This is a genomic window from Rhizobium sp. BK456 (assembly GCF_014194045.1).
In the GTDB taxonomy this organism is placed as follows: domain Bacteria; phylum Pseudomonadota; class Alphaproteobacteria; order Rhizobiales; family Rhizobiaceae; genus Rhizobium; species Rhizobium redzepovicii.
The window spans coordinates 66,147-86,530 of record NZ_JACIAO010000017.1 but is presented as its reverse complement, the minus strand read 5'-3'; the positions used below and the strand labels follow the sequence as shown (position 1 = coordinate 86,530).

Annotated in this window: 17 protein-coding genes and 6 pseudogenes; 14 read left to right on the top strand and 9 right to left on the bottom strand. The window is 57.9% G+C overall.

The genetic code is table 11. The features are described from left to right. Positions 1-42: 42 nt before the first annotated feature. Entirely contained in the window at positions 43-1,173 is a 1,131-nt protein-coding gene (locus tag FHX03_RS32420) for an RHE_PE00001 family protein (RefSeq protein WP_183857252.1), read from the bottom strand. Positions 1,174-1,361: 188 nt separating this feature from the next. Here FHX03_RS32420 and FHX03_RS32415 point away from each other — a divergent pair, with 188 nt between their 5' ends. The 5 genes and pseudogenes from FHX03_RS32415 to repC all read left to right on the top strand — a co-directional run bounded on the left by FHX03_RS32415 (position 1,362) and on the right by repC (position 7,058). Beyond that, a complete protein-coding gene (locus FHX03_RS32415; RefSeq protein ID WP_183857250.1) occupies positions 1,362-2,510 on the top strand; it encodes a site-specific integrase in 1,149 nt (382 codons plus the stop codon). 233 nt (positions 2,511-2,743) lie between these two features. After that, positions 2,744-2,977: pseudogene (locus FHX03_RS34820) on the top strand (integrase); the annotation flags it as partial. A gap of 460 nt (positions 2,978-3,437) precedes the next feature. Next, positions 3,438-4,649 (top strand): plasmid partitioning protein RepA, encoded by a 1,212-nt coding sequence (gene repA, locus FHX03_RS32410; RefSeq protein WP_183857248.1) that lies wholly within the window; start codon positions 3,438-3,440, stop codon positions 4,647-4,649. Then, the gene (gene repB / locus FHX03_RS32405) at positions 4,646-5,689 is read left to right on the top strand and encodes a plasmid partitioning protein RepB (RefSeq protein WP_183857246.1); all 1,044 of its coding nucleotides are present in this window, start codon (positions 4,646-4,648) and stop codon (positions 5,687-5,689) included. The genes repA and repB overlap by 4 nt, the downstream gene beginning before the upstream one ends. Positions 5,690-5,843: 154 nt before the next feature. Beyond that, complete coding sequence (gene repC, locus FHX03_RS32400; protein WP_183857244.1) at positions 5,844-7,058, top strand: plasmid replication protein RepC; 1,215 nt, start codon at positions 5,844-5,846, stop codon at positions 7,056-7,058. A gap of 1,718 nt (positions 7,059-8,776) precedes the next feature. Here the strand turns inward: repC and FHX03_RS32395 are convergent. Beyond that, positions 8,777-8,920, bottom strand: a complete 144-nt coding sequence (locus FHX03_RS32395) for a hypothetical protein (protein ID WP_312865357.1) — start codon at positions 8,918-8,920, stop codon at positions 8,777-8,779. Between FHX03_RS32395 and FHX03_RS32390 the strand changes: the two genes are divergently transcribed. Continuing rightward, positions 8,907-9,254, top strand: coding sequence for a hypothetical protein (locus FHX03_RS32390; RefSeq protein WP_183857242.1), 348 nt, complete (start codon positions 8,907-8,909; stop codon positions 9,252-9,254). The two genes, FHX03_RS32395 and FHX03_RS32390, sit on opposite strands and share 14 nt — an antisense overlap. A gap of 500 nt (positions 9,255-9,754) precedes the next feature. Here FHX03_RS32390 and FHX03_RS32385 read toward each other — a convergent pair. Beyond that, positions 9,755-10,625, bottom strand: a pseudogene (locus FHX03_RS32385) (recombinase family protein); the annotation flags it as partial. 95 nt (positions 10,626-10,720) lie between these two features. Between FHX03_RS32385 and FHX03_RS32380 the strand changes: the two are divergent. Together FHX03_RS32380 and FHX03_RS32375 are read left to right on the top strand one after the other, a co-directional pair. Further along, positions 10,721-10,963: a type II toxin-antitoxin system Phd/YefM family antitoxin gene (locus FHX03_RS32380; RefSeq protein ID WP_183782189.1), complete on the top strand. Its 243-nt coding sequence runs from the start codon at positions 10,721-10,723 to the stop codon at positions 10,961-10,963. After that, the gene (locus FHX03_RS32375) at positions 10,963-11,397 is read left to right on the top strand and encodes a type II toxin-antitoxin system VapC family toxin (RefSeq protein WP_183782192.1); all 435 of its coding nucleotides are present in this window, start codon (positions 10,963-10,965) and stop codon (positions 11,395-11,397) included. The genes FHX03_RS32380 and FHX03_RS32375 overlap by 1 nt, the downstream gene beginning before the upstream one ends. Before the next feature lie 22 nt (positions 11,398-11,419). Here the strand turns inward: FHX03_RS32375 and FHX03_RS35160 are convergent. From FHX03_RS35160 to FHX03_RS34810, 3 pseudogenes are all read right to left on the bottom strand, one after another. Further along, a pseudogene (locus FHX03_RS35160) lies at positions 11,420-11,815 on the bottom strand (recombinase family protein); the annotation flags it as partial. A gap of 184 nt (positions 11,816-11,999) precedes the next feature. Beyond that, positions 12,000-13,111: pseudogene (locus FHX03_RS32365) on the bottom strand (site-specific integrase). Positions 13,112-13,405: 294 nt separating this feature from the next. After that, positions 13,406-13,679 (bottom strand): annotated as a pseudogene (locus FHX03_RS34810) (plasmid stabilization protein). 289 nt (positions 13,680-13,968) lie between these two features. Here FHX03_RS34810 and FHX03_RS32360 point away from each other — a divergent pair. Next, positions 13,969-14,883 (top strand): thiamine pyrophosphate-binding protein, encoded by a 915-nt coding sequence (locus tag FHX03_RS32360; protein WP_183857240.1) that lies wholly within the window; start codon positions 13,969-13,971, stop codon positions 14,881-14,883. Between the two features lie 388 nt (positions 14,884-15,271). Here the strand turns inward: FHX03_RS32360 and FHX03_RS32355 are convergent, their stop codons facing one another. Further along, entirely contained in the window at positions 15,272-15,679 is a 408-nt protein-coding gene (locus FHX03_RS32355) for a GFA family protein (RefSeq protein ID WP_183782198.1), read from the bottom strand. A 232-nt stretch (positions 15,680-15,911) separates the two neighbouring features. Here FHX03_RS32355 and FHX03_RS32350 point away from each other — a divergent pair, with 232 nt between their 5' ends. From FHX03_RS32350 to FHX03_RS32335, 5 genes and pseudogenes are all read left to right on the top strand, one after another. After that, positions 15,912-16,100 carry a hypothetical protein gene (locus FHX03_RS32350; protein ID WP_183782201.1) on the top strand — a complete coding sequence of 63 codons (189 nt, stop codon included), beginning with the start codon at positions 15,912-15,914 and terminating at the stop codon, positions 16,098-16,100. A 73-nt stretch (positions 16,101-16,173) separates the two neighbouring features. Further along, positions 16,174-16,445: pseudogene (locus FHX03_RS34805) on the top strand (hypothetical protein); the annotation flags it as partial. Positions 16,446-17,133: 688 nt separating this feature from the next. After that, positions 17,134-17,691: a c-type cytochrome gene (locus FHX03_RS32345; RefSeq protein WP_183782265.1), complete on the top strand. Its 558-nt coding sequence runs from the start codon at positions 17,134-17,136 to the stop codon at positions 17,689-17,691. Between the two features lie 441 nt (positions 17,692-18,132). Next, on the top strand, positions 18,133-18,876 hold the full coding sequence (locus tag FHX03_RS32340; RefSeq protein ID WP_183857239.1) for an SIR2 family protein: 744 nt from the start codon (positions 18,133-18,135) through the stop codon (positions 18,874-18,876). Between the two features lie 294 nt (positions 18,877-19,170). Continuing rightward, positions 19,171-19,401, top strand: coding sequence for a hypothetical protein (locus FHX03_RS32335; RefSeq protein WP_183782205.1), 231 nt, complete (start codon positions 19,171-19,173; stop codon positions 19,399-19,401). Between the two features lie 83 nt (positions 19,402-19,484). Here the strand turns inward: FHX03_RS32335 and FHX03_RS32330 are convergent, their stop codons facing one another. Both FHX03_RS32330 and FHX03_RS34800 read right to left on the bottom strand, forming a co-directional pair. Then, positions 19,485-19,778 carry a hypothetical protein gene (locus FHX03_RS32330; RefSeq protein ID WP_183782268.1) on the bottom strand — a complete coding sequence of 98 codons (294 nt, stop codon included), beginning with the start codon at positions 19,776-19,778 and terminating at the stop codon, positions 19,485-19,487. Continuing rightward, positions 19,778-20,044 carry a hypothetical protein gene (locus FHX03_RS34800; protein WP_246699333.1) on the bottom strand — a complete coding sequence of 89 codons (267 nt, stop codon included), beginning with the start codon at positions 20,042-20,044 and terminating at the stop codon, positions 19,778-19,780. Before FHX03_RS34800 ends, FHX03_RS32330 begins: the two co-directional genes overlap by 1 nt. Between the last annotated feature and the right edge of the window lie 340 nt (positions 20,045-20,384).

Below are 20,384 nucleotides of genomic sequence, written 5' to 3'. Positions count from 1 at the left end.
TCATCGGCTCAATGTGGAGTGTTATTTCGTTTAGCCACTTCGCTACGAAATCCCCCACGCTCGAAACCTCCCCCTCCCCGTCATCTCCCTCAAGCCCAGCTCCAAAACAATCCGCCGCGCCGCCTGCGGCGTGACCTCGAGCGTCTTCGCCACCACTTTCGCCGACACGAGCGGCTTCGCCATCACCAGCTCTACCAGCTCCGGCAGTTTTGAAGACGTCCGGCGCCCCTCCAGTTTTCGGTCCATCATCTTTTTCGCCAGCGCCAGCCGATCATGTTCTTTCATGCCGATCTCTGCAGCCGCCAAAAGACCATGGGCGATGGCCAGCAGCCGCGTTTCCCGGTCGCGATGCCGGCGCCGATCGACGGGAATGGTCTTGAGACCAAGGTTGATGGCAGCGAGATGAGCACCTGACGTGATGCCTGCCTGGCGCAATATCGAGGCGGCCAGCAGCCGGCCGAGCCAGGGTGCATGCTGGAGGACGGCAAGCTCGTTCCAGGCATCCAGGGCGACGATGGCCTGCAGCATCGCCGGCAAGTTTTCGGCCTGCCGCAGCACGCCGCGCCATTCCTCCAGCCGCGCGTCCTCGTCCCAATCGAGATCATAGACCAGCGGATCGGCCGGAGCCCGGCCGGGCTTTTTGGCTCGTTCGATCGCGGCGTCAGAGCGCGCGAGCAGCGCATCAATGGCGGCATAGTCGACGCCGGGCAAATTCTCCGCGTCATCACCCTCGTCCCCCTCCCCTTCCGGATCGATGGCCACCGCTGGCCGAACGACGCTGGCCGGCTCCACCGCCTCAGCGCCGACCGGATCGATGTCCGACGTCTGTCGCAAAGTTCGGATACCCTCTGCGGATAACGCCCAGCCGGGGAGATGGGCGGCAATGCGCCGGCGGGTACGCAGCACGTCGCGGGCGATTGTCAGCTCGTGGGTGGGTGTGCGAATATCCTTCGTGGCGTCGTGGAGGACGAGGTCTTCGAGGTGAACGAGTTCGCCGTCGATCCACAAAGAGGCGCAAGCATCGGTGAATTGGGAGCGTTCGAGGAAGCCCGCGCCGACCGGCGAACGAGCAATACGTTCGTCCAGACGCGCCAATTCGATACCGGCGCGAAAAGCCGGCTCCATCAGGGCTGTCATGCTGATTTTCGACAACTCGTAAGCCATTGAAATCATGGTAAATGATTTGCTAAACGAACTCTATCTCAAAGTTATCATTCCTCACTCCTTATGATGCCCTAGGCCACGCCTAACCATCGATAACTGACGTTTATCGATGGTAGTTGATCTGGAGTCGCAAATCAGAAAGAATCGGGGCAAATCATGGCCCTGGAGGCCGCCGAAACCCTCCTTTTGGAGCGCCTGTGGCCAAACCCAAAAAATCACTGACCGCCGTCGAGCGACGCGCCGAAGAACTCGACACCATCGCCGCGGTGCTGCCGATCGAGCGCCGCGACGAACTTGCCGAACTGTTGACCGACCAGGATGTCGAGACGGTGCGCCATCTCGTCAACCAGGGCATGGGCGACAATACGCTGCGCGCCCTGACTTCAGATCTCGCCTATCTCGAAGCCTGGGGCATGGCTGCCACCGGTCGCTCCCTGCCCTGGCCCGCCCCCGAGGCGTTGCTATTGAAATTCGTCGCACACCATCTTTGGGACCCGCAGCAACGGGAGAACGATGCCGACCACGGAATGCCGGCCGATGTCGACGAAGGCCTTCGGAGCCAGGGGTTTCTCAAATCTGTCGGCCCGCACGCGCCCGCGACGGTGCGCCGGCGGTTGGCGAACTGGTCGACGCTGACCAAATGGCGCGGCCTCGACGGCGCCTTCGCCTCCCCTGCCCTCAAGTCGGCCATCCGCCTGGCCGTGCGCGCGGTCCCCCGGACCCGGCGCCGCAAGAGCGCGAAAGCCGTGACCGGGGATATTTTGGCAAAACTTCTCGCCACTTGCTCAACCGACAGCCTGCGTGATGTCAGGGATCGCGCCATCCTGATGGTCGCGTTTGCCGCCGGTGGTCGCCGGCGCAGCGAGATCGCCGGGCTGCGCCGCGAGCAGCTGACCGTCGAGCCACCGATCGAGGTGTCCGACGGCCCTCCCCTCCCCTCTTTGGCCATCCATCTCGGCCGCACCAAGACGACCACCGGCGAGCAGGACGACGTTGTTTATCTCACAGGCCGACCAGTTGAGGCGTTGAGTGCCTGGCTGGTGGCGGCGAAGATCGACAAGGGCAGCGTGTTTCGGGCGATCGGCAGGTGGGGAACCGTCTCGCGCCGGGCGCTCGATCCGCAGTCGGTCAATGCGATCCTGAAGCAGCGGGCACAGATGGCAGGGTTGGAGAGTGGAGAGTTTTCGGCGCATGGCCTGCGGTCTGGATACCTCACTGAGGCCGCCAACCGCGGCGTTCCCCTCCCCGAGGCGATGGAACAGTCCCGGCATCGATCCGTGCAACAGGCATCGAGTTACTACAACAACGCGACCCGGCGCAGCGGCCGGGCAGCACGCCTCCTTTGATGGCCGGAGTCGGCCCAAAGCAGACCTCTTTGATCCGTCAACCAGTGGGCAAATGCAGTCGCGGCTCGCTGGTCCTGAACCAGGCTTTCGCGATCTTGCTGTCCTTGATCTCGTAGATGCAGAGCACGTCGATTTCCCCCTTTCCTTGAGGAAAGGTTCGTCGGACTGCACACGCCGGCCACGGTGTGCCGGCGGCTGGTGAACTGGTCGACACTCACGAAATGACGCGGCCTCGACGGTGCCTTCGTCCGCAGCCGGTCAATGCCATCATCAAGCAGCGGGCGGGGGTGGCGGGGCCGGAGCCTAGGGAGTTTTCGGCTCATGGGTTACGCTCGGGATATCTCACCGAGGCAGCGGACTGTGGCGTGCCCCTCCCCGAAACGATAGAGCAGTCGCGCCACCGTTCCGTTCAACAAGCGTCTAGCTACTACAACGGCGCCACCCGACGCACTGGATGGAACGCATGACTAATTTCATAAATACCATAGCAGGATTGCCGCCACTGCTTTCAAGATTCGGCGATCCAGAAGACGGCGTTTGGAGCAGTCATTGAGATAGCCGTCGAATTCCATGAGGCTACACACCCGCTACGTCGCGTGTTTCTGATCCACCCCGTCGACTGAGTCGCAAAAGCCGGGCACGTAAATGTGCCGAATTATCAACGTCGATTGGCTGGATGGCAGCTACCCTGGCACGGTGTGTAAAGATTCCAGTTGATGGATTCGGGCCATTTTGTTTCCGCGGCGGCACTAACACTCTGTTTTCAAACCACATACCGGCCGCGAAGTGTGCTTTCCAGGCGCGGGCTTTAAGGTTTTGTTAACCCTAAATAGCTTGCCAGTCTGTTAGAATCGATGCTTATTGTCAGCAGCGGAGTGATTAGGAAATTCCGCTCAAAAGCGCTATTTCAAGAAATCAGGTCCGGGGATGCCCAAAATCGCTGAAAAATTACCGCCAAAAGATGAAGACCTGATGGGGTTGATTGAGCGCCATTCTCGTTCTTTGTCGGCGCAACTGCAAGATCATCAGCTCGCGACCTTTCCCCCCACCGCGGAAAAAGGCATTCGCACGTTTCAGCCGGCAGAGGCGGCAAAACTGGTCGGCGTGAAAGAAGTATATCTTCGTCAGCTCGCAAACGAGCTTGAGGGTCTGCAGGTCAGCACCAGTCCTACCGGCCGTCGGTCGTATTCCGTCCAAGACATGCACAAGATCCGGAAGCATCTCGACCAGGTGGGCCGTGGCAATCGCCGCTATCTTCCACACCGCCGCGACGATGAAGCGTTGCAGGTTATCTCGGTCATGAATTTCAAGGGCGGGTCCGGCAAAACCACGACAGCTGCTCATTTGTCCCAATATCTCGCGCTTCGCGGCTACCGCACGCTCGCAATCGATCTTGACCCGCAGGCGAGCCTGTCCACACTCTTTGGCAACCAGCCAGAAACCGATGTCGGCGAAAACGAGACGCTTTATGGTGCGATTCGATACGACGACGCTCGCCCAATGGCCGAAATTGTTCGCGCGACCTACATTCCTGATCTTCATCTTATCCCCGGCAACCTCGAGCTTATGGAGTTCGAACACGATACGCCGCGGGCGCTGATGAAGCGGAAGATCGGCGATACCATGTTCTTCCACCGGATCAGCGAGGTGCTTGACCAAGTGGCGCCCAATTACGACGTTGTGGTAATCGACTGCCCGCCACAGCTCGGCTACCTCACCCTGTCTGCGCTGACCGCAGCAACGTCTGTTTTGATTACCGTGCATCCGCAGATGCTCGACGTAATGTCGATGAACCAGTTTTTGTCGATGACATCCGACTTACTTCGGGAGATCTCCTCGCACGGTGCGCGCTTCGACTATAACTGGATGCGTTATCTCATCACTCGTTTCGAGCCGAGTGACGGGCCACAGAACCAGATGGTCGGGTATCTCAGGGCGATTTTCGGAGAAAATGTTCTGAACTTCCCAATGCTGAAGACAACGGCCGTTTCCGATGCAGGTCTCACGAACCAGACCCTTTTCGAGGTTGAGAGAGGCCAATTCACCCGGGCGACCTACGATCGCGCGCTGGAGGCGATGAACAACGTCAACGAAGAGATCGAGTCGCTGATCAAGAAAGCATGGGGAAGAAAATCATGAGCAGGAAGGACATCCTCCGCACCCCAAAGCCAACCGCTGCCGTCGAGGTGCCGGTTGAAAGACCGATTAAGAGCCGAACGATTCTTCCGCTCCTGGGCTCCCACCCAGCGGAAGGGGCGACGCCGACATCTTCGCGTCTCACGAGCCAGGTTGGCGGCGCTTTTGCAGAAGGCAAGGCGAGGTTCGAGCGTGCCGAAGAGATCGAAAAGCGCCTGGCAGAAGGCCAGACCATCATTGAGCTCGATGCGGGTATGATCGATCCATCTTTCGTTCAGGACCGCATGCCGGGTGATATTGAAGGTCTTGTTGAAGCAATCCGCGAACAAGGCCAGCAAATCCCTATTCTGGTGCGCCCTCACCCCGATGCACCGGGCCGTTATCAAGTCGCATTTGGGCACCGTCGTTTGCGCGCAGTCTCGGAACTTAACTTGCCCGTCAAGGCGGTTGTCAGGGAACTGACCGACGAGCAACTGGTAATAGCCCAAGGTCAGGAAAACAATGAACGCCAGGACCTGACATTCATCGAAAAGGCACGTTTTGCCTCCCGGCTGACCGAGCAGTTTTCACGAGACGTGGTGATGGCAGCGTTGTCAGTCTACAAAAGTGATCTCTCGAACATGCTGTCGGTGGTGACCCGCATCCCCACGGAAATTGTCGACGCAATCGGCTCGGCGCCCGGAATTGGGTTGAAAAGTTGGGTCGGTCTCGCCGATCTTCTGGCGCGCGACAACGACCTCGAACAGGCGTCGACCTTCTTGCGATCGGCGGAGGCGAAATCCCTGCCCTCGCCCGACCGGTTCAAGTCGCTTGTCGCCCACCTCAAACCGGCACCAGCAAGGCGAGGCCTTCCAGACCTTTTGACGACGCCCACGGGCGTGCGTCTGGCGCAGGTGACGAAGAGCAAAACCAAGTTGGACCTCTCGATCGATCGACGCGAGATGCCTGATTTTGCAACCTTCGTCCTCGAACGATTGCCCGCACTTTTTGAGGAGCATCGCTCCAAGAGCGGCGCTACAGACCAATTGAAGAACGGAGATTAAGCGGAAAAAGAAAAAGGCCCCCAAAACGTCGCCGTCGTGGAAACCTCTTTCAGATCTAAGCACCCTGAGAATCGCACTTCCACGAATATTCGTCAAGAGTCTTGGCACCGATTTGGTGAGCCGATTTCTTTTGCCTTCTGAAGGGTGAAAGACGATGCAGACTGGAAGTGTGACGACGCCCTTTGGGCGGCGGCCGATGACGCTCGCTCTTGTGAAGCGGCAGGTTGCGACCAACGAGATCAAAGCCGGCAAATCAGTCGAGAAGTGGAAGGTCTTCAGGGACGCTTCCGAAGCCCGGGAAGAGCTTGGTCTGCAGTCAAACAGCCTCGCTGTTCTTGACGCCCTCCTGAGTTTCTACCCGGAAAACGAATTGCGCCAGGACGCACAATTGGTCGTGTTTCCTTCAAACGCACAATTGATCCTTCGCGCCCACGGCATGGCCGGCGCGACACTTCGGCGCCATCTTGCATTGCTCGTGGACTGTGGATTAATCGTCCGGAAAGACAGCGCCAACGGCAAACGTTATGCTCGAAAGAATGGCGCGGGCGAGATCGAGAGCGCCTTCGGGTTCGACCTGTCGCCAATCCTTGCCCGATCGGAAGAGTTGGCCCTCGTCGCGCAGAAAGTCGTGGCGGCGCGTTCGGCCTTCAGGAAAGCCAAGGAGAATCTAACTATTTGCCGCCGTGACGTTCGAAAGCTTATTTCGGCGGCAATGGAGGAGGGCGCCGATGGTAACTGGGCCGCTGTTGAAGCAATGTACGTGGAGCTTGTCGGCCGCATTCCGCGCTCTCCAACCATGACAGACGTAACGGATGTTCTCGACGAGATGGAACTCCTTCGCGAAGAGGTCCTTAATCAATTGAGTAATCAGTCGAATTTACATTTTAATAGCACCAATGATGCTCATATTGAGCAGCACATACAGAATTCAAACCCCGATTTCTTTAATGAACTTGAACCTAGCTCTGAAAAAGAGCAGGCCGAAAAGCTGAGCAAGTCCGGCAGGACAGGTGTTGAGCCGCTAAAATCTTTCCCGCTTGGTATTGTGCTGAAGGCCTGTCAGCAGATGGCCGACTACGGGCCGAACCGAGCAGTGGGAAGCTGGCGAGACCTCATGTCGGCCGCCGTAGTGGTTAGATCAATGCTGGGGATTAGCCCGTCCGCCTATCAAGATGCCTGCGAGGTCATGGGGCCGGAAAACGCAGCGGTCGCCGTTGGTTGTATTCTTGAGCGCGCAAATTTGATCAATTCGCCAGGCGGATATCTGCGTGATCTGACGCGGCGAGCGGAGCGGCGCGAGTTTTCTCTCGGGCCGGCTATCATGGCATTGCTTCGTAACAACGGCGAGAAGGTCCTTCAAGCAGTCTAAAACGCTGTTAGTTGCGACTAACGGCGCTAAACCACTGAAATAACGGGCGTTTCTGAACTACGTGGGTTTCCATCGTCTATTTCTGCGAATTTCACGGTTTGGCAGCAAACTGCGTTCTACTGTAATACCGGGATTCGTATACTGGATGCCCTGAGAAGTGAAAGTTTAGTGTTGGTTGTAGAGTTGCTGGTGTGAAGCTTGGGTAAATCGTAGCCCCACCGCCGTCCAATCACCCAAATGGTCTGACCTTCAGTTCTAATAGTTTCACGGGGAAGACAGATGCCCGCGTTGGTTCGCTGGAATTGCTCAATGGGCGTCGACGATGGGACCTCATTGGTCGTTAGTCGGGACTAACCGCATGAAACCACTGAAATCACTCGGTTTTCACAAACGGGGGCTGCGTCAAATATCGGCTCAAGGTCTCCGGATTGTAACGCGATCTTCCTTCGTGTCCATGAACGCGTCGCGGGACCGTCTGTTCGGGCCCGGGTGAATCCCGCCGCCACTGGATAGTTTTTCACAGTCTTCGAGCATGGCCTTACCGTTGGGCGCCTAGGCTATGCTACGTTACGCAAGTGAATGTGAATCGGCTAAGCGTTCATCGTCGATGACTTGGGCGCTAATACAGCTGGACCGCGCCGAGGGTCTCTCTCAGGCGAGAGACCCGGTTTCGGGCTTCGAGAGTCGTAGCGAGCGCGAACCGCAATCCTCGGAACCCAAGGGTGTCTGGATGAAAATTATTCGCTGAGCAATGATGTGGCAATGTTATGATCGTGATCCGGTCATCAATGTGGTTTCCACAACAGACGGTGAGGGCGGTACTACGCCCTGAAGTCCCTGCCGACAAAGCTGTGACCGTGAAGTCCCATTCCTCCTGTCCATCGAAAGGGGAGCTGCTTGGCTGCCGATCGAGGGCACCGCTCAGTTATGTTGCCGATGATAGTTCGTATGCGATGGTGCGGACATCGTCTGGGTTCGCATAGGGTCAAAGCGGAACCTGTAAGGCTTTCATCTTGTTCACCGCGCGGCGTGAAGCAAAAGCGAATGTAGCGCGTCGTAGTCTGCTTCCTCTTGACATCCGTCGCGTGCTCCAGCCCAAATTCCCAATCGAACTGGACCGCAGGGTGGATCTTCAAGCGGTTTCGGAGGATTTCATTGCTGAACTCGACAAGTGAAACGTAATATCGACCGCCGTGCTCAACGACTAGGTGATACCAAGTCAGGTCTGAACGGTAGGCTGTGTGACAGGCCACCGCGAAATGTTTTCACTCCACTTTTCCGCCAGGGCGTCGTAAAGTGCCGCTGCGAATGGAGCCCAGGTTTCGGTCTGAGCAGCCTTGCGCGTCCTTATAAGCTCCAAAATGTCCATCGGCGTCGGCTTCTTAGCGGCCGGCTTTGGCTCGTCACTGCTGAGCAGCCAGGCGTTCTGCTTCAGCTATTGCTGCCGACTTGGTTTTGAGCGGCCCGATATCATGCCCTTCGGTGTCAGGGAGCCATTTAGCGAGGAACCACCAGCCGCCTGGACGACGATTGGACTCCTCACGGCGCCGATCTTCTTGGCTAAGAACCAGCTAAGTCGATTCCATCCTGCTCCCATAAGATGCAATCGCTGCCAATCTTATCGAAGCATTTTTGCCGTGCGCTATGCCCGGGGGCAATAACTCGTCGATCGGATGGGTGGCCGTTGACGGTGGTGGTGAGCACGTCGGAGACATGGCCTAGCGGTTCGACATCATTGAGCTTGGCGGTCTCGATGAGCGAAGCGATGTTCGCCCAGTGTTCTGTTCGGAACCTGCAAACAATGCATCCTTGCGATGGAGGGCTATTGGCCTGACGGATCGCTCGACTGTGCTGGAGCAGATCTCGACCCGTCCCTCGTCTGTGAACCGGGTCAGCCAACGCCATATTTACAGGGCACACTGGATTGTTTCGCCCAGCTTTGTTCTGACTGATGAGAGTGTGGTGTTGGGTGATGCGAAGGCCATCGATGATCGGACGGCTCTTTTCTCGCCTGGTGGTACGACCATCATCCTGCGTCCGGCAGCGTACTTCGTCTTCAATCCTGTAAAGTACGGCGATGTGAGTGGCGCAGCAAAAGTAACAGCTGTTACCTTTTGGACGTTGCGTGCCGACAGGGCTGTGACCGGTCTCCTCCTTCAAGAAGGTCAACCACTAAAAGCGACACAGCTTGCGTGAACGTTACGGATAGGTGCTGAGCGGGCGGCGCAATGAGGATTGCACGCTCAATTGATCAAGCATTTCGCCCTCAGTCTCGGGGTTTTCCCTGCCTTGCCGCTTACAAGCTCGATACGAAGCAGATTGCGTTCGTCATCGCTGACATGAAGGGCTGCGCCAATCACTCGCCCCACGGACGGAAGGAATCGGCTTTCGAGTGGTTCAAGCGGCGCATGAGCATAGATGAAGTTTCATGAATTATAGACGCCCTTTCTATAACTCACTTTAATCCATCACATGAGCGATAAAGAGGAAAACTATCGCTCGTATGCTGGATCGAAGCTGACGCGGAGACCTAGAGAGCATCTGGGAGGTTAGAATCGACTATGTCCAAAGGATAGCAGACCCATATGTCGCCAATCCAACGCGCTTCGTTCGGCTGCGTTATAATAGCACTCATAAGCGTTTGCGCTCGAGCGGCGCGCTTTGTCCGACAGCGCTCTGACTGAAGACGGCTGCTATGTCCGGCCACCACGCGGCGGTCGCTCATGCATCTGGTCGAACTGCGCAGCAACCACTCGAAGCGAAAGGTCGGGATCGGCGATCGCGATCGCGGCAACCAGCTTCATCAGATTGTCCTTCGGCGGCGGGCGAGCAGCTCTGGCTCGGCAAGCCTTTCAAGTACCACCCGGTGAACCTCCGGCGCAAGCGTTCGGCCGTCCAGCTGTGGTCTTTGCGTTTAGGGATCACCACGACGTTGCCCCAACTATGTTGCGGTCGCAGCTTGTGAACGGTCGGCAACCATTTCTGCGCCAAAGATCAGTTCGTCCAAATGAGCCCGATTGCGAGCGGCGGAGACAGCACGGATAGCCTACGGTCGCCGCTCGCGAAGTCTTGTATTCCGGCGAGCCTCCCCCTCACTTTAGCCGCCATCATGCCCTCTTTGGTTCGCATCGCGATGAGCGCACGCTCGAGCTGGGCTTCGCCACGCAATACCTGGAGAGAAGACATGCCTTGCGGCGTCGGGGTGTCAATTGGATCACAAAGGGACCGGAGGTGAACGCCCATTTCTCTAGGTCTTGGACGACAGCAACAAATGGCTAACGGAGCGCGGTAGCCGATCCAAAGGGACGACAACGAGCACGGCGCTCGAGACAAGTTCGCGGAGAAGCTTTCTCAGGATGGCCCTTACCCTTGATGCCCCGGAGCCGTGCTCATGTGAATGCGATAGCAACCAGCCGGTCGCAACTCGAGCAGCTGGGTGTCGTTGACTTCGTCTTCTGTCGACACCCGCGCGTATCCAATTAGCCTCCGGGGACCGGATTGGGATTGGGGACTGCATATCTCGCTACGGAACTCAGATGTCGTCCATAGCGGCGGCTTGTACAGCATGCGGCACTAAAAAATCGGAGTTTCGGAAACTTCAAACTCTTGCTCAAGTATCCCCATCCTGATATATGACTACTATAGTCACAACGGAGGCCCATATGAGAGAAATCCAGCTCAAGGATGCCAAGGCAACTTTTTCTGCGGTTATCGATCAGGCTGTCCATGGTAATCCGGCTATCATCACTCGGCACGGCAAAAAGGAAGCTGTGGTTCTTTCGTTCGAGGAGTATGAAAAGTTGTCCCGCATGCCAAGCTTTGGCCGCTTGTTGGCAGCGTTCCCCGGCGATGAAACTGATATCCCTGCTCGCAGGAGCAAGCCGACCCGCGCCGTTGATCTCTGATGTTCCTGGTCGATACGAACGTCATATCCGCCCTTGCCCCGTCCAAACGGCAAAGTCCCGGCCAGCTTGTCGAATGGCTCGATCAGGCAAGTTCGAAATTGTTTTTGTCGGTCATTTCGGCCGCTGAGGTCAAATTTGGGATCGCCAAAGCCGAGCGGGAAGGCGCGACCACCAAGGCACAGCGGATAAAAGAGTGGTGGGAGAGCATAGAATATCTCTACGCGCAGAAGCTGTTGCCGTTTGATCTGAAATGCGCGCATGCTGCTGGCCGGATTCTCGATGACGCTCGCGCCCACAAGCCGGGTTTTGAAGACATTGCGATAGCCGCCACGGCTAAAGTGCACGGGTTGACGGTCTTGACCCGTAATATGCGCCATTTCGGCCCCTTGGGCGTTCAGGCACTCGATCCGTTTGAAACATTGCCGGAGTTATAGGTAAGGGGCTTTTTCTGGACTCGAGCAAATGGCTGACCGATCGGGCCAGACGATCGAGGCGCACAACGACGAGCACGTCTCCGGCTGCGAGTTCCTTCAGCAGCTTGGTGAGCGCCGGCCTTGTGCGGGACGCACCCGATCCGTAACTCTTGAATGCGCTGACAGCCGGCCGCGCGCAAATCATCGACCCGGGCATCATTGAGCTGATCGTCGGTCGAAACGCGGGCATATAGTTCCGGCTCGGTGAGTTTGGCGCGGTCGGCATCCGATTCCAGGTCGAGATAGATTGATGGGCGCTGTTCGGCTATGGCGAGCGCCAGCGTCGTCTTGCCTGACGCGGGCCAATGATCGCAACGGCGGGGCTTGAATCGATCAACTCATCTGCAAGGACGACATGTCGATGTTTGGGCTGTGTCAGTTGGCGCGCCGCGCGGCGTTCACATTGTTTTGTGCCTAATGGCTTGCCGCGCCGGTCGCGAGGGCGACTATCTGGGACAGCCGCACGAAATTCCCCGCCTCGGCATGGATGCTCGGCGTCAGTCGCCACTCTCCTCCGTGACAGCAAATCGCTGCATCCGCGCGTCGCATACGAACATCATATATCACACCATTTGAGCCGCCCGCCCGCCTCGACGTGTCGCGCTGTTGTAGTAACTTGACGCTTGTTGAATCGAGCGGTGGCGGGACTGCTCAATCGCCTCCGGCAGGGGGATGCCACGGTTTGCCGCCTCGATATCCAGATCGTAGCCCGTGCGCGGAAAACTCGCCAACCTCCAGCCCGGCCATCGCCACCCGCCGCTTGACGATATCATTGATCGCCTTCGGATCCAGCGCCCGGCCAGAAACATGGCCCCATCGATCGATCCCCCGAAACACACTGCCGCTGTCGATCTTCGCCGCCGCCAGCCAGGCATTCAGCGCCTCGACGGGCCGGCCGGTGAGGTAGACGACCTCGTCCTGGCTGGCGCCGGAATTCTTGGTGCGGCCGAGATGAATGGACAGCGAGGGGAGGGGTCCTCGCCGGCAACGGGCTGCTCGATCGTCAGCTGCTCCTTGCGCAGGCCAGCGACTTCGCTGCGCCGGCGGCCGCCGGACGCGTAGGCGACCATCAGGATCGCCCGATCGCGGAGATCGCGCAGATTGTCGCCGCCGCAGGTCGCCAGCAATTTCGCCAAGACGTCTCTTGCGAAGACGTTGTCTTGGCGCGGCTCGGATCGCCAGCTGAATGGCTGATTTGAGGGCAGGGGAGCCGAAGGCGCCGTCGAGACCGCGCCATTTGGTCAGCGTCGACCAGTTGGCCAGCCGTCGTCCGACGGTCGCCGGTGCATGTGGTCCCGACGTTCTCAGAAAACCGCCAGTCCGCAACGCCTGCTCGACTGCGGCCGGCATGCCGTGCTTGGGATCGGTTTCGCGCCGCGCCGGATCCCAGAGATGATGGGCGACGAATTTCAACAACAGCGCTTCCGGCGCCGGCCAGGGCAGGGGACCTTCGGTCGCCATTAAGCACCAGGACCCGAGGTAAGCGAGATCGGAGGCGAGCGCCCGAAGCGTGTTGTCGCCCATGCCCTCATTGACCAGATGTTTGAGCGTCTCGAGGGTCGGTGAGAATCTCGGCGAGCTTGTCGCGCCGGTCGATCGGCAGCACCGCGGCGATGGTGTCGAGGGTTTCGGCGCGAAGAGCGATGGCGTCTGTTGCCGTATTCGCAGCAAGAATGTCGAAAATGCCTCCTGAGGCGCGAAAATCGGGTGTCAATACGGCCGATTGGCCGTACCTTGATGCCGTTTTCATTGATTTGCGGCTTTAAATCAATCACTTCCGATAAGCATTACTTATCGGAAGTCAGAAGCGACCTTGCAGACTATCCAGTAACGGACGCTAACTATGAGATAGTGTCTGTTTAACAGGTCGTTTACCATAAATTCGATGCCTTATGATTTGTCGAAGTTGCCCATCACTAGCATGCTGCGGCCGATTTCCGACGACCGCTCGAACGCATTAACGAAGAGTTCAAGAAGCACAGAAGTGGCGCCATGGGTCGGGCGCCGTACGAGGGGTCAATGATGGGCGTGGTGCAGCGGTCCTTTTGGCCGAGGCCGAACGCTGTGCCTTGGTCCGTGATACCACCCTTTCGCCCCCATTTTTTGGAGGAGGAGTGGTCATCGGCATGGCCACGGCCGGATCCGGACTTCTTGCCACCACCGCGTTCCTTGTTAACGGTGGCCCAGGCGCGGCCCTCGGCTTGCTTCTAGGAAATGCCACGGTCTTCGTAGCCTTACTCGATGTGGTCAGCCTTGCGCTTTTGCTAGTCGGTATAGGCGGACTTGTCACCTTGAGGCATGGAACATCTCCTTGGATGATATGAGATTTGACGCATGGAAAACGGTTTTCGACCAAAGTTCCGCTGACTGTGAATCGTGATCGGGTCTGCGACCGACGCTGGGAGAAGGTCCACGTCGTACCTCTTTGATCAACCTCCTTCAGGAAACCGACATGCCGAAATTGCGAAACCAACACCCGGAAGCAAGGGTTTGTTGCAGCTCCATTTTTGACAAGACAAAAGGGGCATCGATATGAAACAGACCGTCGGCGATTTTGTTGTTTCCCGTCTTCACGCTTGGGGCGTCCGCATGTTCGGCTATCCCGGCGGCCGCATCAACGGCGTCTTCGGCGCGCTGAACCGTGCAGGCGGCAAGATCGAGTTCATCCAGGTACGCCATGAGGAAATGGCTGCCTTTATGGCCTCTGCCTACGCAAAGTTTTCCGGCGAGCTTGGCGTCTGCATCGCAACCTCTGGCCCGGGGGCGGCACATCTCGTCACCGGCATGTATGATGCCCGCGCCGACCATCGGCCACTTCTCGCGATCGTCGTTCAACAGGCCCGCGGCGCGCTTGGCGGGCACTACCAACAGGAAGTCGATCTGGCCGCCCTGTTCAAGGATGTCGCGGGGGATTTCGTTCATCAGGCGTCCACGCCTGCGCAGGTTCGTCATCTGATAGACAGCGCCGTTCGAATCGCATTGTCGAACCAAACCGTGACAGCCTTGATCCTGCCCAACGATTTGCAGGAATTGCCCTATGAGGAACCGGAGCGCGTTCACGGGACCGTCCGTTCCAACAACGAGGACCTTTACCAGGTGACCTGGGAGCGACGTGTGATGGAGGGCGATCCGAAGTTCAAGGCCTCGCAGAGCATTCGCAATCTGCCTAACCACCGGTTTGCCGAGCTCATTGGTCTCAAGGGTGTGTTTATCGATCGCGCGGAAGATTTGGGGCCGGCTTGGGACGACGCGCTTGCGTCGGACCGCCCTGTTCTCCTTGAGGTCAAAACCGACCCCGAAGTCCCGACGATGCCGCCGCATCTCACGTTTGAGCAAGTGAAGATACTCACAGCCAAGCTGATGAAGGGTGATCCAAATCAGGAAGGCGTCATTCGCGGCACGGTGCGGCAGGTGTTGAGCTCAGTCCTGCCCGGCAAGCACGAATAATCGCGCATTAGGCCTCAAGCTAATGCAGAATTGGGAGTGTGTTCGGTGCCGGCCGCTAAACCGCCAGGTTCGTCCAATAGTTGGTAGCCAACGCTATTCGGCTGCATGGCGGAGCGCAGACCGCTCCGGAGGTTCGACCTGCCCGATGATCTCGAATTAGGAGGGTATCGCGTGCTGGTCGGTACCGAGCCAATGCACGCGTCCAGTAATCGGGGTCTCTTCCAATGACGGTCGAAACCTGGACGACGGTCGCCCGCTCCTCGAAATACCGAGAGGACTTCGCTCAGCAAAAACCATCCGCGACCAAACGCGCTGCAACCATCTTACCTACTCCCTTGTAATTCGCGAACAAAGTGAGAACGGTCTCCCCTGTGGAAGGCGCGGGGCTTCAGAACGTTTCTTGCGTTTTCTCTTCAGGCAAGCCCCGTCCGCCGTCCGCCCAGCCCAATCTGCTTTCGACGCCGTAATGCCCCGATGGCCGGACCCTTTCAGGATAATCGAGCGAACCCACGGTCACACGTATCAACTCGTCATTGTCGTACTGAAGGTAAAGAGGTGTCCCACACAGATCGCAAAAACCGCGCGTTGCAATGGAGGAAGAGCGATATGACCGGGGCCGACCTTTTGTCCATCTGAATGCCTCGAGACTTGCCTGAACAAGGACGGCGAATGGCCCGCCGGTCGCCTTCTTGCATATGTCGCAATGACAATAGCCAGTGTGCGTTGGATTGCCGCGGAATTCATATCGGCATGTTCCGCACAGGCACCCGCCGATCCATGTTGTCTTTTCGCTCATGCTCGCGAAATGCTCGCGCTCGTTCTTTGTTCCCTGATCGTACGACGTGTTGGCGATACGCCATTCGCCGATGGCGGGCTTGTTCCAGGGCGTGCGCTAGTCGGGAACGCCAGTCGCGCGTCTCTTGAGAGCCACGGACCGGGAAGCGGAGCAGCGACTGTAAACAGTCGATCGCCAAGGAACGAAATTGGTCGTCCGAAGTTGAGCTGCGAGCCAATAACGGAGTGCCACGATGGTTGAACATCACCTGCCGAGCCGCCAAGCCCAAGAATGGCCCGAAGTGCCTAAGACGCAATATGCCGAAGGGGGCCATCTCGACTACCCGCCGGTCGCCGATGCCGCAATTGCGCAACACCGGACGAAATTGTCACTGCCTGACTACACGCTTTTGATGAAACAAGCCCTTGAGGGCCGTGCTTAAGCTGCTGCGCCCCGCCGGCAGTTCCTGCTAACAAAGTTCGGCTGGAACTAAAGGCGCATGTGCTGACGGGGACGTGGATGCCCGTAACCTGGGGCAGACCGTTGACCTGCGCAAAGACGGTCTTGGCTATCAAGTCTTCAACACTAGCAACGATTCCAAGTGCCTCATCCCAATTCGGCGTTCCTTGCTCGCTTCTTCCCAAATGTCCCTCCCAGGCGGCCGGTGGGCGAGAACGAAGGCCTGCTGTCGAACCGGAAGATCCGAGAGCCGCTCGGCTTCAAAGAGGAACACAATTGGCGCAAGTATGTGAATGACAGATCCCGTAGGGAGGTCTCCCGCCATTGACTACGCTGAGCGCCAAGCCTCGCTCCAACACGGCAGTCGGTTCGCTAGGCTGCTACTTCAGTGGAACCGAGGCGCAGGCGGATCGCGACCCTATTCCTGCGCGAAGCCAAGCCAGTTGGTCCATGTAGTGCTGACGTAATGCAGATTGGCGCGCAACGATCGGCTGCGGCCAATCTGCGACATGCCCTTTACACGACGAACAAGTTCTTCACCTTACGACCTCACAGTTAAATGATCAGTTCAACACGACGATTTATGGCTATAGCGACGCTCTTCCGGGATGGCGACGATACACGCCGCGTAGTTTTTGTGAACGCCGCCGATATTCCCTCGTTGGCAACGTCGCGGCAGGTTCTGCCCGATTGAGCCGCACAGGTTATACCGGAAGCCGCCGCATGTTTATTTGGCATGGCGAGATCAATCAGCTGAAGGTGTGCCAAGATTTGCTAGCGTGACGATCCTCGGGCGAGGCTGGAATGTCGCCAGCCCGTGCGGTTGCCGCAGACGGAGGAGTTTTTCTTTTTCATTGTACACGTCGGAACCTTTTGTGCGGCCGTGCGTCGGGCGGCCGGATCGAGGGTTAGAAGAGCTTTTCGGTGCACGTTCAATGGCCCGCCGGCAACGCGGTGCTCTTTTTGAGAGTGCGATTGCAGATGTCCGGTCTGCCGACTGCGAGGGAGCATTGCAGATGAATTCATACGTCAATGCGGCCGTGGGGGCGCTCCTCGAAACGATTTTCGTTCTGATGTCGGTCTCCATCGCGTCCGAAGGGATCTTCCACTCCGAAGCGCCGGAAAAAGAAGGTTTCGCGATCGTTGCCGAAGAGGCGCCCGCCGCTGGTGGTGAGGCTGCGCCTGCCGCTGCTGTCGCGCAATTGCTCGCTTCTGCCGATGCCAAGGCCGGTGAAACGGTCTTCAAGAAGTGTCAGGCATGTCATGACGGCACCAAAGGGGGACCGAACAAGGTCGGTCCCAACCTCTTTGGTGTCGTAGATCGCCCGATCACCTCGCATGAGGGCTTCGCCTATTCCGCTGCGATGAAGGATTTCTCCAAAGGCGGCAGCGAGAAATGGACCTTCGAGACCCTCAACAAATTCCTGTTGGCGCCGAAGAAGGACGTTCCGGGCACGGCGATGGGCTTTGCCGGTCTGGCGAAGGATCAGGACCGCGCCGACGTCATTCTTTACCTGCACACGCTCGCCGATTCGCCGGTGCCGCTGCCGGATGCGAACGCCGCAACGCAGTGACGCAGTGACGCGGCACGATCGCACGCCCGACACGTAGAGAGCCGCTCGAGGCGCCGGTTGGGTAGACGCGCGCCCCTTTTGTGCCTCTTTCAGGAGTTCGTGTTCGGCATCAGCGGGCAGTCTCCAGTACCTTCGTGATAATCCGTCGACGCCCGGACACGAGATTCGGCGGTTGCGCCCATCCATCATCGCAGAACTGCCACCCGAAGCAGAGAGGGGTCTCGCCATATGGTCGGTTAGATCGGTGGACTGCCGACAACTTCGCCTTCGCTGATCCACTTCACGCCGGACGGCCCTCGGTCCATACCGTGCGGAACCGTATCTTCTCCCAGGAGTTAGGTTATCCCTTGGAGAGAACATGCGTCACATCGAGGAATCGAAAACCATCGCAAATGCGCTCCAGCAAAGGCAGGCTGTTTTGTTCGTTGCGCGGGCGTTTCGATGAGCGTTGGGCTGCCCTCTTGGGAAAGCCTGGTCGATTACCTGTCGGCGGATCTCGGCCTGGGCAAGCCGTCAGCCGGTGCGCAGAAGACGACCTACCAGGCCATCGCGGAGTATTATCGCTTAAAGCACGGATCGTTCGAGCCGCTCGTGGCCTGGATGGCTAAGGAATGGCGGGTGTCACCGGATTGTCTTCGCGCCTCGCGCCTTCACAGGCTGGTGGTCGAACTCGACTTCCCGATCATCTACACAACGAACTACGACTCCAACCTGGAGAAGACCTACGAGGCTTGTGGTCGTCCCTTCGCGAAGATCACCGGTGCCGCCGACATGGCAACAGCGCGTCCCGGCGTCACGCAGATCGTGAAGTACCACGGCGACTTCTCAAACCCGGACACGCTGGTGCTGACGGAATCGGATTATTTCGATCGCTTGGCGTTCGACGCACCATTGGACATCAAATTCCGAGGAGATGCATTTGCGTCAACCCTGCTCTTTATCGGCTACAGTATGTCGGACCTTAACATCCGTTTCCTGCTTCATCGCCTTTGGTCGATATGGCAGCGGACGGGGGAGGCGATGCAGCGGCCGCCGCTGTTTCTTTTCATGCACGAGCCCGACGAAGTCCAGCGGCACGTCTTGAAAAGATGGGACGTCACCGTTCTCGCGGGAGAAGGCAAGGATAGCGAAGACTCGCTCGGGGACTTTCTGGAGACGCTCTTGGCCCAAGCAAGGCAACCATGAAGCCCCGAGTAGCGCAAGAGCTGCTGCTGATCGGGCTTTACGGCACTCGGGCGTCCACCATCAATACGCAAGGTGAAAGGAGAATGATACAATGACTGGGAAAACGCCACAGCAGAAAAAACCGTTTCCCTCTGCTAGACCCGAAAAATCCCCTCAGGAGGAAGGTCTCGACTTCGGCGATGTCGACTTTAGCAAAGGGGGCCGACAAGGCAATGCGGTCGTCCACAAAGGAAGGTCGACAACATTTGTGAGCAGCGCCCCTGGAAAAGAGAGCTCCTCACGGTAGGATTGGCGATGGCGATGCCCGTTTTGATCGGTGATGTGGACCGGACTCAGGCGGCGGATCGAGCCATGACAGGTCCGGCAAGCGCAACGGCAAGAGAGGCGATGATGATTTTCTTCATGGTTTCTGATCTCCAGGTTGCAGGCAGCAGAACTTTGAAAGCGCGAAACTGGTCGCGGCGCGCGGATCAATTGTCGTCTGCCCCCTTGTGGAATTCCAAAAGAGCTGTGTCGAACGGTTGATGCGAAAGACCAGAATCGTACGACAACAAAGCAGCCGCTTCCGGGCTAGTAAATCTGGGAGGCAGCGGACGAGGCCTCACCTATCAATTGTAAGTGCTGCGAGCCTCGTCCCGATCGATCATCGTCGCGCGAAGTTGGAGGAGTTCATCGACAATCCTCTCAAAACAGTCATCGTCGGCCCTGGCGATCGATAACGTCGAAGCGCGGATCGTCTGAAGCAGACGATTGAGCGCCGGGTATCGGTCGCCACCGCTTGCAGCGTCGCGATCACAGATTTCTTGAAGCTCATCAACGATGTGCCGCACGACATTCTGCCGCTCGACGCTGTTGAGGGTAGAGGGATCGACGGCTTCCCATTCGCGATGGCCGATATCCATCACGACACACAGGTTTCGCTAGGACCAGACGACGGCGGCAGGCAAGACTGCGCTTCCAAATGCATATATCGCACTAGGCCGCTAAGTCTATGTTGATCTCGGATGCCGCACTCAAACCAGGAAACAAGCTCCCTAGCAACATGCCGCGCTGCCTGACTGGCCATGCCACAGGATTTTTCCTGGCACCACCCCTGCAAAATAGCTTGCAACATGGCGATGTCGGCAGGTTGTAGAGCTGGCTTCGTAATTCCGGTGTGCTGCGTCATGTGTTCCTCCCCAGGAATATAAGCGCATCCTAATTTCAAGAATTTCGATTTCAACCGCTCGTGCGGAACCGTACGAATCTGGATCGCCCCCGACCCATCCTGGCCACACGATCGGGTTTGGCAGGTCGAATTAGGCTTTTGCGGCGACATGATGCGGGGCAGCGTTAGCGTATGTCGCATGCGTTCGCCGGGCAAGGCCCGGCGCCCTTTACATTTCCGCTGGGAATGGAAGGAACTGAGGTGGCGCGCTCAAGGTGACTCGGGACGGAAGGTGACAGCACTGTCTGGGCAACTAGCGATCGACGGGGCTTCATATTAAGATGTCCGACTTGAAACAATC

Bases quoted from the DNA above. Each gene is read 5' to 3' on its own strand.
- FHX03_RS32420 (WP_183857252.1), bottom strand. From the start codon at position 1,173: ATGATTTCAATGGCTTACGAGTTGTCGAAAATCAGCATGACAGCCCTG.
- repA (WP_183857248.1), top strand. From the start codon at position 3,438: ATGCCCAAAATCGCTGAAAAATTACCGCCAAAAGATGAAGACCTGATG.
- repB (WP_183857246.1), top strand. From the start codon at position 4,646: ATGAGCAGGAAGGACATCCTCCGCACCCCAAAGCCAACCGCTGCCGTC.
- repC (WP_183857244.1), top strand. From the start codon at position 5,844: ATGCAGACTGGAAGTGTGACGACGCCCTTTGGGCGGCGGCCGATGACG.
- FHX03_RS32380 (WP_183782189.1), top strand. From the start codon at position 10,721: ATGAGAGAAATCCAGCTCAAGGATGCCAAGGCAACTTTTTCTGCGGTT.
- FHX03_RS32375 (WP_183782192.1), top strand. From the start codon at position 10,963: ATGTTCCTGGTCGATACGAACGTCATATCCGCCCTTGCCCCGTCCAAA.
- FHX03_RS32360 (WP_183857240.1), top strand. From the start codon at position 13,969: ATGAAACAGACCGTCGGCGATTTTGTTGTTTCCCGTCTTCACGCTTGG.
- FHX03_RS32355 (WP_183782198.1), bottom strand. From the start codon at position 15,679: ATGAGCGAAAAGACAACATGGATCGGCGGGTGCCTGTGCGGAACATGC.
- FHX03_RS32350 (WP_183782201.1), top strand. From the start codon at position 15,912: ATGGTTGAACATCACCTGCCGAGCCGCCAAGCCCAAGAATGGCCCGAA.
- FHX03_RS32345 (WP_183782265.1), top strand. From the start codon at position 17,134: ATGAATTCATACGTCAATGCGGCCGTGGGGGCGCTCCTCGAAACGATT.
- FHX03_RS32340 (WP_183857239.1), top strand. From the start codon at position 18,133: ATGAGCGTTGGGCTGCCCTCTTGGGAAAGCCTGGTCGATTACCTGTCG.
- FHX03_RS32335 (WP_183782205.1), top strand. From the start codon at position 19,171: ATGGCGATGCCCGTTTTGATCGGTGATGTGGACCGGACTCAGGCGGCG.
- FHX03_RS32330 (WP_183782268.1), bottom strand. From the start codon at position 19,778: ATGGATATCGGCCATCGCGAATGGGAAGCCGTCGATCCCTCTACCCTC.
- FHX03_RS34800 (WP_246699333.1), bottom strand. From the start codon at position 20,044: ATGACGCAGCACACCGGAATTACGAAGCCAGCTCTACAACCTGCCGAC.